This is a genomic window from Mycobacterium sp. 1245801.1, from assembly GCF_001673055.1.
GTDB classification, from domain to species: Bacteria; Actinomycetota; Actinomycetes; order Mycobacteriales; family Mycobacteriaceae; genus Mycobacterium; species Mycobacterium europaeum_A.
Window position 1 is genome coordinate 1 of sequence record NZ_LZKY01000289.1, and the last position, 9256, is coordinate 9256.

Genomic DNA, 9256 nt, shown 5'->3' on the forward strand with positions numbered 1-9256 from the left:
CGAGCTCTACCGAGCCCTCCAAGCCGACCTCAACCCATCACTCGACACACTTGACGCTGCATAGGAGCATCCACGTCACCGACTACAGCAAGTGCCACACCACCGACGTCAACAACCTCACCTTCGCCTGCGGCCCCCACCACCGCCTACTAAGACCCGGCGGCTGGACCACCCGCACAAACACCCACGGCGACACCCAATGGAAACCACCCCCACACCTCGACACCGGCCAACCCCGCACCAACACCTTCCACCACCCCGAAAAACTCCTCCACGACGGAGACGACGGTGAGGCGTAGCACACGAAACTCGTGGTGCAAGTGCAGCATTCGCGAATTGAAGCATGATCTGGACCGGCGCCCGAGGTCGGGCGCTAGCTCAGTCGAACACCTTCGGCGAGTGCCTCGTCGAGCAGGTCTCCGATGCGGTACCGCTGCCACAGCAACAGCAGGTTCGACAGCATCTGCAGGGGCGCCCGCACGCTCTCGTCGGCCCTGATCCGCGGGTCCGTGCGGCTGCTCGGCGCGGCGTCGAATCGCCTGCGCAGCAACGCCGGAACGTCCAACAGCCAGGCCACGCCCATCACCGCCGCATACAGCAGCGTGTGCCGGCGCAACCTGTCCGGCTCCAGGTGCGGACCGCCATAGCGTTGAAACTCCGCGACAAATAGTTCCAACAAGTCGTCGAGATGGGTGTCCCACATGTCGTTTTCGGTGCCGGACATGGCTCCCCACAACGCCATGCCGAGGTTCATCTGGCTGACGCATCCCCAGTCCATCAATCCACAGCGCAGCGTGCCGTCGGCGTCTCGCCAAAACCACGCGTTGTCGATGTTGGCGTTCCAGTGGCACAGCGCAACGTAGTCGGCGTCGGCGGCCAGGTGATCGGCGACAATGTTTTCATACTGCGCCAATCGGGGCGCCTCATCGGCCATGCGCGCCAGGAATTCCGGTGAGCCGGTGCCGGCGGGCACCAGCCCGGGATGGGTACGGATGAACTCGGCCAGCCGGTCGATCCGCCGTTCCAGTTTGCCCGCCGGTAGCGACACCCGCTCCCCCACCGTCGCGGCCTGCACATCCAGCGGAAAGTGCGCGGTCTGGTCCGCGGGCAGCCGGCCGGACCGGTGCGTGCCGGCAAGCCGCGCCAGCGCGGTCAGCAGCGCACGGTAATGCTCCAGCGGATTAAGCATCTCGTAGTCGAGGCACTTGTGGTATTGCGGCTCGATCCCGTTAGTGCCGAAGCGGATTCGTTCGGTGATCAATATGCCGGTACCGGTCGGACCGTGGTAGTCCGCGAACTGCGGGCTGGGCACCGCGATGGGGAATCCGGGCGCTCGCGCCAAGGAGGCGAACCGAACCTCGGCCTGCATCTGAGTTTTTCCGCGGTCGCGCACCGGGTCGTCGAAGTCGCGGGAAAACTTGACGAACAGCTCGGTGTGCAGACCTGTTGCGGGCCTTTCATATTCGACCGACAGCACCGCCTTGCGTCCGGTGCTGCCACCGCTGATCTCGCGGAAGTCGCCGATCCGGGCCACGCCGTTGCCATCCAGCACCCCGGAGGCCCGAAACGCCTCGGTCAAAAACCTCGCCCCGCCGCTGCGCAACGACGCGGGGTCGGCCGGGAACGGCAATCCGTGGTGGTCACCGATCACCCAGTCCGAAGCCACGCCGCTACCAGGTCTGTTCGGCCGAGCGCACCAACATGTGATTGACCGCCACCCGGCGGTCGCGCGTCACCATGAACAACACGGCATCAGCGATGTCCTCGGGCCGCAGCATGACCATGCCGGCCGTCTGCCGTTCGAACGCCTCCCGCGACGATTCGGCCAGGTGACTGAAGATCTCGGTGTCCACGGTTCCGGGACCCACCACCCCGACCCGGACCCGCTTACCCAGCACCTCTTGGCGAAGGCCCTCGCTAAAGGCGTTCACCCCGAATTTGGTCAGCGAATACACCGCGGTGTTCGGCCGCGCGACCCAGCCGGCGGTCGAACTGATGGTGACCAGATCGGCCACCCCGCGCGGTGCGTCGGCGGCCGCCTCGATCAGGTGCGGAAGCGCCGCGCGCGTGGCGTAGAGGACGCCCTGCACGTTGACCGACACCATCTGGTCCCAATCACGCAGCGACGCCTCGGTCGCGGGCGCCGACTGCATCAGGCCCGCGTTGTTCACCAGGATGTCGAGGCGTCCCAGCTCCGCGACGGTGCGCCGCACCGCGGACGCCACCTGTTCGGCATCGGTGACGTCGGCCGCCACGACCAGCGCTGTCCCACCGACGGATTCGATCTCGGCCTTCAGCTCCTCCAGCCGCTCGGCCCGGCGCGCCAGCAAGGCGACCGCCGCGCCCTGCGCCGCCAGCGCTCGGGCCGTCGCCGCGCCGATGCCGCTGCTGGCGCCGGTGACCAGGGCCGCTGCGCGCGCCAGTGTCGTCATGTTCCGCCCGTCGGTTGCGTGCCGAGTATCTCGTGTAAAACGTAGTCGGTGTCCTCGCCGAGGTCCGGCGCGCCGCGCGCGATCCGCGCGGGGGAACGCGCCATCCGCCAGGACGGCCCGAGCACCGGCCGCTGACCTTCGCGGTGATCCGTGACGAACCGGTACAGCTCCCGGTCCCACAACCGCTGATCCCCAATCACATCCACCGAAGTGGCGCTCTTGGCGGCCGGCACCCCGGCGGCCCGCAGCCGCTGCGCGAGCCGCTCCGCGTCCTGGTCTCGGGTGAGCCGGGCGAGGTCCGCGTCGAGCGCCCGGGCGTGCCGGTGTCGCGAATCGCCCGTCGCGTAGCGGGGATCGTCGGCCAGCGTCGCGGCGTCGAGCGCCTCGCACAACCGGAGCCATTCGGCGTCGGTCGCGACCGCTACCGTGACCCAAGCGCCGTCGGCACACGGGTAGCAGCCGTGCGGGCACATGTCGGGATGGTTGTTGCCGGCCGGACCCAGCTGCCGGCCGGTCAGCGACTGCTCCAACAGGCAGTCACCGATCATCGAGGAGAGCGTCTCCACGGCCGACAGATCGACGAATTGCCCTGCGCCGCTGAACTCGCGATGCAGCAATGCCACCACGGCGGCATAGGCCGCGGCCGCCCCGACCGTCGAATCGCCGTAGCGCATGCTGGTCCCCAGCGGCGGGCCGCCGGGATAGCCGACCAGCGCTGCCGGTCCGGCCAGCGCGGCAAAGCATGGCGCATAACCGGTTTGGTGGCCCAGCGGCCCGTCGTTGCCCCACATCTTGATCGACACCGAGATGATGTCGGGCTTGATCTCGGTGAGCTGTCGGTACCCCAGGCCTTGGCGTTCCATGGCGCCGGGGCGCAGGTTGTTGAGGACGATATCGCTGCGGGCGATCAGCTCCCGCAGCCGTGCCATCCCGTCGGCCGATTTGATATCGAGGTCAACGCTGAGGATCTCGGGGTTGATGCTCAAGAAGTAGGGCGCATGGTTGATGTCCGTGCCGCCGTAGGCACGCATCTCCTCGGGGCTGTCGGCCGTCTCGATCTTGATGACTTCGGCGCCCAGCATCGCCAGCAGCTTTCCGGCGTACGGGCCGGCCCACACCTTGGTGAGCTCGACGACGCGCACCCCTTCCAGCGGCCCACCCCGCGGGTTCTTGGGTGGCTTGAGTTGGGCCGGCCTGACCGCCGGCCGGGTGCGCGGAGCGTCGATGCTGTCCATGACCGCGCGGGTGTGTTCGCCGAGCCGCGGTGCGGCGCCGGTGATCCGGGCGGGCGATGCGCTGAACGCGTACGGCACCGTGGGATACGCCGCGTCACCCAGCACCGGATGGCGGACCCGCTGGAAGAAACCGCGATGGCGGTACTGCGGCGACTGGTTCAGGTCCGCGGCGCCGTTGACGGGCACCAGCGGCACACCGAGCCGCTGCGCCCGTTCCGAGGCCTCCTCCTTGGCGAGGCCGGCGACCCATGCGGCGAAGCCGCGCTGAAAGGCCGTGACCTTCTCGGCGGTGACGTAGAACTCCAGCCAGTCGTCCTCGAACCCATCGAGCCAGTCCGGTTGTCCCATCAGGCTTTTCACCCCGGCCCAGTGGGACCGGCTGGTCATGTACAAGTAGACGAAACCGTCGGCGCAGGCGAAGAACGACGCCGGCCCCGCCTGATCGTAGTCGCCGCGCTCACCGTCGGCCGGCACCTCGCCGGTGACGAGGCGGCCCAGGATGCAATCGGCGCGCGACACCAGCACGGCCTGCTCGGAGATGTCGATGAACTCGCCGTTCCCGGTGTGCAGACGTCCCCACAATGACGACGCGACGCACAGCGCCGCCTCCAGCCCCGCCTCGTAGTCGGCCAGGAAGCGGCCGGGACCCTGCAGCGGCGGCTTGGTCGGGTCGGGGTGGCTCGGCGTGTGATATCCCCAGCCGCTGGCGTGAAAGACATTGATGCTGCGAGCATTGTCGAACTCGGCGGCCACGCCTTCGCCGTACGGGGTGATGGAGCAGCAGACCACCGACGGGTGTTGCGCGGACCAGCCCGCGGTCCGGCCTTCGACTACCGCGTCGGCGGTGTCGATGAGCCGGTGCAGCCGCTCGATGTCGGCCGCCGAGCCGAGATCGAGAACGACCGAGCGTTTGTTGGTGTTGAGGTAGGCGAACAGGGCGCTGCCTTCGCAACCGTCGCCGACGACGGGCGCCATGGCGCGGGTCGCGCTGCCGCGCTTCGGCGCCTCGATCTTGATCACCTCGGCGCCGAAGTCGGCCAGCAGCTTTCCGCAATACTCGCCCGCGACGGATTCGGCTAACTCGACGATCCTGATACCCGTCAGCGCGGACATGTACGCCCCGCCAAATCGGTCAGGGCTTCGCGCGTCCCGAGCGGCTCAGGCGCCACTCCGGCGGGAAGTTGAGGTCGTTGTCCTTGACCACATTGTTCAGACCCTTTTCGAAGGTGCCCCCCGTCAGGTCGACCTCTTCCGCGTCGTTTTTGATCATCGGCAACATGCCCTCGACCATGCCGGTCAGCAGGCTGCCGAAGTACTCGCCCTTGTGCTGCTTGTAGAGCTCGAGGAACGTCTTCTGCACCGCGACGGTGTCGGTCGGACGCGACTTCGAGCATGCCAGCGCGTACTTCTCCGTCTCGGCCTCCAGCTGGTCGCGGGGCACCACACTATTGACGAATCCGCAGTCGTACATCTCCTTCGCGCTGAACGGCCGTCCGGTGAACAGCATTTCGGAGAACTTGCGCAGGCCCATCGTCTCGGCCCACCACCACAGCCGCGGTCCCCAACCGACGTAACGGAAGGCCGGGTGCCCGAACAGCGCGTCGTCGGACGAGATCACCAGGTCTGCGTCGCCGGCCTGATAGAAGTGCCATCCGTAGCAGTAGCCCTTGGCCTCGATGATGCTGATCTTGCGAAGCTCCTGCAGCGGGCGGTTTCCGGCGCGGGCCTTGGCGTAGAAGTCGGTGACGGTGGACAGGTACCGGTACGAGCCGCCCGGCGGGTACTTGACGTCGTCGTCGTTGATCGCCAACTCGTGGTGCAGCGGCAGGCCCGGGTTCTCCAGCATCGGGCGCTGCTCGGGTAGGTCGCCGCCGCTGCCGAAATCCTGGCCCTCGCCGCGGATCACGACCACCTTGACGTCGTCGTCCACGTTGCACTTGTGGATCAGGTCCGCGTAGTTCTGCCGCATGCCCAGCGTGGTCGAGTTGAGCTCTTCCGGGCGGTTGAACGTGATGTAGGCGATCCGGTTCTTCTTGTCCTTCTCGAACTTGATGTACTGCTCGGCTTCCTTCTTCAGCTTTTCGTAATCGTATTCAGGCATGGGCTTCTTCTTTCACTGGGGGTTAGCGCCTATTTGAGCAAGCTGCCCGCGTCGACGGGAAGCGAAACGCCGGTGACATAACGAGATTCGTCAGAGGCGAGGAACAGGACAGCGTTGCTGATGTCGATGGCATCCACCCAAGGCACCGGCAGTGCGTGCATCATCTGCGAGATCGGGGCGAAGTCGTCGGGTCCGGGATTTTCCAGATCGGGACGAAAGAGCCGATAGGTGTTGTCGTTCATCACCATCGTGGTGCTGACCTGGGTGGGCAGCACGGAGTTGACCCGGATCAGGTGCGGGCCCAACTCGACGGCGAAGGCTCGCATCAGGCCGATGACGCCGTGCTTGGCGGCGATGTAGTGACCGGTGTTCGGGTAGGCCTTGCGGCCGCCCACCGAACTGGTGAGCACGATGGACCCGCCGCGTCCGCCCGAAAGGATGTGTGGCACACCGGCTTTGACCGTGTGCCAGACACCGCTGAGGTTGATGTCGATCATGTCCTGCCACACATCCTCGCGGATCTTGTGCAGCTTTCTGCCGTCGGTCCCGACGCCGGCATTGGCGACGATGATGTCGAGGCGACCGAGCTGTTCCACCCCGCCGTCCACCGCGCCCTTCAGCGCGTCGTAGTCGCGGACGTCCACCTGGGCGGTGACGATGCGCCGGTCGAGGTTTTTGACCAGATCCGCGGTCTCGGCGAGGTCTTCCGGTGTCGAGTGGGGATAAGCCAGGTGCTCGATCGGCCCGCAGACGTCGACCGCGATGATGTCGGCGCCCTCCTGCGCCAGCCGCACGGCGTGGCTGCGGCCCTGTCCGCGGGCGGCACCGCTGACGAAAGCCACCTTGCCCTCGACCCGGCCGGTCATCACGGCACCAGCGCCGGCATACACTCCCAGCCCCGCACCGTGGAGGTTGGACTGAGGGTGGCACTGTTCAGGTCGACCTCCCATTCGGGGAATCGCTTCAGGATCTCCTCCAGGGCGATGCGGCCCTCCAGACGGGCCAGCGCCGAGCCCAGGCAGAAGTGCGTGCCCATGCTGAAGGTCAGATGCGGGCGGACCGCGCGGTGAATGTTGAATTCGGATGCGTCGGGCCCGAATTGGGCCTCGTCGCGGCAGGCCGACCCGATGAGCATCATCATCACGCTGCCTTCGGGCACCGTCTCGTCGTGCACCACGACGTCGCGGGTGACATACCGCGACACGTGTGGGGCGGGCGGCTCGTAGCGCAGCAACTCCTCGATGGCCTGCGGGATGAGAGTGGGATTGACCACGAGATCGCGACGCTGGTCGGGGTGTTCGGCGAGAACCTTTCCGGACCAACCGATCAGCCGTGTCGTCGTCTCGTTGCCGGCACCGGCCACGACGTTGAGGTAGACCAGGATCTCCTCGCGGGACAGCCGGCGGGTGGTACCGGTCTCGTCGACGAATTCGACGTTGAGCAGTTCGGTCATGATGTCGTCGGACGGATGCTCGGCGCGCCAGTCGATGTAGGCCTCGAACTGCTCGCCCACGGACAGGCCATGCTGGGCGGCGTCCATCGGCTTGCCGGCCTCGGTGCGTAGCTGGGCGTTGCCGCGGTCGCGGATGTACTCCTGGTCGTCTTCGGGGATGCCGAGCAACATGCTGATCACCTTCATCGGCATCTGCGCACCCAAGTCAGTGACGAAGTCGAAGCGTCCGGATCCCACCAGCGGATCCAGCAGTTGCGCGCAGAAGTCGCGGATCATCGGCTCGAGCGCGGCGATCCGGCGCGGGGTGAACATCCGCGACAGCAGCTTGCGGTGCACGTCGTGAATCGGCGGGTCTTCGAAGATCAACATGCCCGGCGGGATCTCGAGGTTCGCCTTGATCAGCTCGAGGATGGCGCCCCGCGCGGAGCTGTACGTCTCATGGTCAACGAGCGCCTTGCTGACATCCGCGTAACGGCTCACCGCGTAAAAGTCGTATTCGGCGTTGAAATAAAGCGGAGCCTCTTCGCGCAATCGCGCGAACATCGGATACGGGTCGGCAATCAGCCCGACATCGTATGGATCGAACCGAACACTGCTGTCGGTGCTCGCCGTCACGAAAACCCTCCTACCGCTGCACTTTTCGGTACCCGCATTACCTGCACCAGGGCTAGCGCTGCCAGCGTTGCAGCGCTGGATTCGGTCCGGGCAATTTATACACTCCGCTTAATTGCGTCGCTGTCACTGCTGCGCGAGCGCGGGAGAAAACGACGCATGAACGTGGGCTTACTCTATTGTCGTAGAGAACCATACAGCGGACGCCCTGGCAAGAGCCAGAGCCCGGTGCGCCGTGTCCGGTCGGCGCCCTCATCCCGACCCGGCCGCCCCGCGGCCCAACAGCCGCAGACCACCCGTCTGGGTGAGCCGCCCCTTGTCCGAACTCCTCAAAATCCCGGCGGCGATCGCCGAGAGGATCCCGTCGAGCTGTTCGGCGCTGTCGATGATCCGGTCGCCGTGGGCGAACCGCTGCAGCAGACCGTTGATGAACGTCAGGGTGACGTTGCTCAGATCCTCGACGACGGCCGGATCCAGGTCCGCGCCGTGCGGCATGAGCTGCACCAGGATTTCCCGGTGCAGCTTGGTGAACTCGTCGGTGGCCTGCTGCAGGATCGCGGCCAACGCGGGGTCGCGGGTGGCCTGCATGGTGAGCTCGTAACGGGCCCTGGTTCGGTACAGCTGCGGATCGCTGCCGGCCTGGATGACGACCTGCGACAACCGCGACGGTGCGCGATGTGCGGCGTCGGCATCGGAGCTGTCCGCGATCGCCTGCAGCTCGGCGAGGTCGAGCTCGGCGGAGCGCTCGGCCACCGCGCGCAGCAACGCCGATCGGGTGCGGAAATAAAACGAGGTCGTTCCGTCCGGCACTCCGGCCTTGCGGTCGACCTTCAAATGGCTCAATCCCTTGGCCCCGTCATCGGCCAACAGCTGAATTGCCGCGTCGCATAGGTCGCGGCGGCGCTCGGCGGGATTGGGTTTTCGTCGTCTGTCCATGAGCTTGAATCGCGACCATACTCTATATTTATAGTGTCGGTAAAGGGCACATTCTCCACCGCGCCAGGGTGTCGGATAAAGGCAGCTCATCCCCGACGACGGCGCCGACTCGGGGTGTCCGAATTCGACGTTCCACGCTGATACACACCAAAGAAATTGCGGTGCAAGGCTTCCCGTCGGACGGAAAACCAATGGCCGGCGAGTAGAGTCAGTTCGGATGATTCACCGTCGTTTGCGCGTGCGCAATGCCGCCGCCTGGCTCGGGTCGCTCGGCCTGCTCGCCGCCGCGATGAGCGGCTGCCAGCACGCGCACCGGCCCGCACCGTCCAGCTCATCGACCACCGCGCCGCCGAGCACCATCGCGCCCCCGCCACCGCCACCCCCACCGGTGGTCAAGATCGCCCCATTGCCGGTGCGGGCCGGTGCGCGTGCTGGCAGCCGCTCATCGCGGCGGCGAGCAGGCCGAGCGACCCGAGCCAGGCGGCGG

The 9256-nt window shown here is 66.6% G+C and carries 8 protein-coding genes and 1 pseudogene; 1 reads left to right on the plus strand and 8 read right to left on the minus strand.

The genetic code is table 11. The features are described from left to right. Nucleotides 1–299, plus strand: a pseudogene (locus A5622_RS18560) (hypothetical protein); the annotation flags it as partial. A 74-nt stretch (nucleotides 300–373) separates the two neighbouring features. On the opposite strand, the gene A5622_RS18565 reads toward A5622_RS18560, so the two are convergent. From A5622_RS18565 to A5622_RS29295, 8 genes are all read right to left on the minus strand, one after another. Continuing rightward, the gene (locus A5622_RS18565; RefSeq protein ID WP_082994631.1) at nucleotides 374–1651 is read right to left on the minus strand and encodes a hypothetical protein; all 1278 of its coding nucleotides are present in this window, start codon (nucleotides 1649–1651) and stop codon (nucleotides 374–376) included. A 19-nt stretch (nucleotides 1652–1670) separates the two neighbouring features. Next, nucleotides 1671–2432, minus strand: coding sequence for an SDR family NAD(P)-dependent oxidoreductase (locus A5622_RS18570; RefSeq protein ID WP_066880469.1), 762 nt, complete (start codon nucleotides 2430–2432; stop codon nucleotides 1671–1673). Then, the gene (locus tag A5622_RS18575) at nucleotides 2429–4780 is read right to left on the minus strand and encodes a CaiB/BaiF CoA-transferase family protein (RefSeq protein WP_066880470.1); all 2352 of its coding nucleotides are present in this window, start codon (nucleotides 4778–4780) and stop codon (nucleotides 2429–2431) included. Before A5622_RS18575 ends, A5622_RS18570 begins: the two co-directional genes overlap by 4 nt. A 19-nt stretch (nucleotides 4781–4799) precedes the next feature. Next, complete coding sequence (locus A5622_RS18580; protein ID WP_066866519.1) at nucleotides 4800–5768, minus strand: enoyl-CoA hydratase/isomerase family protein; 969 nt, start codon at nucleotides 5766–5768, stop codon at nucleotides 4800–4802. A 29-nt stretch (nucleotides 5769–5797) separates the two neighbouring features. Beyond that, nucleotides 5798–6634, minus strand: a complete 837-nt coding sequence (locus A5622_RS18585; protein ID WP_066880472.1) for a mycofactocin-coupled SDR family oxidoreductase — start codon at nucleotides 6632–6634, stop codon at nucleotides 5798–5800. After that, a complete protein-coding gene (locus A5622_RS18590; protein WP_066866515.1) occupies nucleotides 6634–7836 on the minus strand; it encodes a cytochrome P450 in 1203 nt (400 codons plus the stop codon). The genes A5622_RS18585 and A5622_RS18590 overlap by 1 nt, the downstream gene beginning before the upstream one ends. A 249-nt stretch (nucleotides 7837–8085) precedes the next feature. Next, the gene (locus tag A5622_RS18595; protein ID WP_066866513.1) at nucleotides 8086–8769 is read right to left on the minus strand and encodes a TetR/AcrR family transcriptional regulator; all 684 of its coding nucleotides are present in this window, start codon (nucleotides 8767–8769) and stop codon (nucleotides 8086–8088) included. A 222-nt stretch (nucleotides 8770–8991) separates the two neighbouring features. Continuing rightward, nucleotides 8992–9256, minus strand: a 265-nt coding sequence (locus tag A5622_RS29295) for a hypothetical protein (RefSeq protein ID WP_232002999.1), incomplete at its 5' end; no start/stop codon positions are given.

What these genes read in the sequence shown, in the direction of transcription:
- A5622_RS18570 (WP_066880469.1), bottom strand. Translation starts at nt 2,432, where the DNA reads ATGACGACACTGGCGCGCGCAGCGGCCCTGGTCACCGGCGCCAGCAGC.
- A5622_RS18575 (WP_066880470.1), bottom strand. Translation starts at nt 4,780, where the DNA reads ATGTCCGCGCTGACGGGTATCAGGATCGTCGAGTTAGCCGAATCCGTC.
- A5622_RS18580 (WP_066866519.1), bottom strand. Translation starts at nt 5,768, where the DNA reads ATGCCTGAATACGATTACGAAAAGCTGAAGAAGGAAGCCGAGCAGTAC.
- A5622_RS18585 (WP_066880472.1), bottom strand. Translation starts at nt 6,634, where the DNA reads ATGACCGGCCGGGTCGAGGGCAAGGTGGCTTTCGTCAGCGGTGCCGCC.
- A5622_RS18595 (WP_066866513.1), bottom strand. Translation starts at nt 8,769, where the DNA reads ATGGACAGACGACGAAAACCCAATCCCGCCGAGCGCCGCCGCGACCTA.